This window comes from Cobetia sp. (assembly GCF_983723665.1).
On record NZ_CFDJES010000004.1, the window covers coordinates 13,467 to 14,795 of the forward strand.

Here is a 1,329-nt window from a genome sequence, read left to right on the forward strand (position 1 = left end):
GGCACTCCGGCTTGAACGTGCAGCGCGCCTGCACGGATAATGCGTCGACATTGCTTCCCCGTGCCAGCGGGGCATGCCTGCCTCTCGCAGCGTCTGCCCTGCCAGCGATTCCGGTTCCCCCGAGCCGCCTTGATACTGAGCGAGCCTCGATGTTGTACTCGATTCTCGATAATGATTTCTACAAGTTCACCATGCAGAACGCCGTGGTGAAACTGTTTCCGTATGCGCGCGCTCGCTACGCCTTCATCAACCGTGGCGAGCATTCGTTCCCGCCGGGGTTCGGCGAGGCCTTGCGCATCGCGGTAGACAACATGGCCGAACTGGCATTGAGCGTGGAAGAGAAATCCTTCCTCGAGCTTCACTGCCCCTTCCTGGACCCGACCTACCGCGACTTCCTGGCGGGCTTCCGCTTCGATCCCTCCGAAATCACCATCACCCAGACCGGTGATGAGCTGGAGGTGCATATCGAAGGCTACTGGTATCGCACCATCCTGTGGGAAGTCCCGCTGATGGCGATGATCAGCGAGCTCTGGTATCAGCTGGGCGGAGATCAACGCGACAGCGATCAGGCCCTGCGCGACAGCACCCTGGCCAAGATCGAGCACTACAAGCGTCTCGGCATCCGCGTGGCGGAATTCGGCACTCGTCGTCGTCACTCCTACGATGTGCACGACAAGGTGGTCGCGGGTCTCAAGGACCACGGCCGCGGCTGCTTCATCGGCACCAGCAACGTGCACATGGCACAGCGCCACGGCATCAAGCCGATCGGCACGCACGCCCATGAGTGGTTCATGTTTCATGCCGCGCGCTTCGGCTTCAAGATGGCCAACATCCTGGCGCTGGAGAACTGGGTCAAGGTCTATCGCGGTGACCTGGGGATCGCCCTGTCTGACACCTTCACCAGCCAGGCCTTCTTCAAGAGCTTCGACAAGAAGTTCGCCAAGCTGTTTGACGGCGTGCGCCACGACAGTGGTGACCCCATCGACTTCGCCGAGACCACCATCCGTCACTATGAGTCACTGGGCATCGACCCCAAGACCAAGACCATCGTGTTCTCCGATGGTCTGGACACCGACAAGGTCGATCGCATCGTGCGCTATTGCGCCGGACGTATCGGCATGTCGTTCGGTATCGGCACCAACTTCACCAATGATGTCGGCCCGCAGCCGATGAACATGGTGATCAAGATGACCGAAGCCCGTCCCGAGGGCCAGGAGTGGGTGCCGGTGATCAAGCTGTCCGATGTCTCGAGCAAACACACCGGCGACCCCGACATGATTCGTCTGGCGCACCAGGTGCTGTCGCTCAAGGAGCTGGATTGAAGCGCGC

At 60.6% G+C, this 1,329-nt stretch carries 1 protein-coding gene; it reads left to right on the forward strand.

From position 1 onward, the window contains the following. Window positions 1-149: 149 nt before the first annotated feature. On the forward strand, window positions 150-1,322 hold the full coding sequence (gene pncB, locus AC4FAH_RS00980; protein ID WP_043331412.1) for a nicotinate phosphoribosyltransferase: 1,173 nt from the start codon (window positions 150-152) through the stop codon (window positions 1,320-1,322). Window positions 1,323-1,329: the final 7 nt, after the last annotated feature.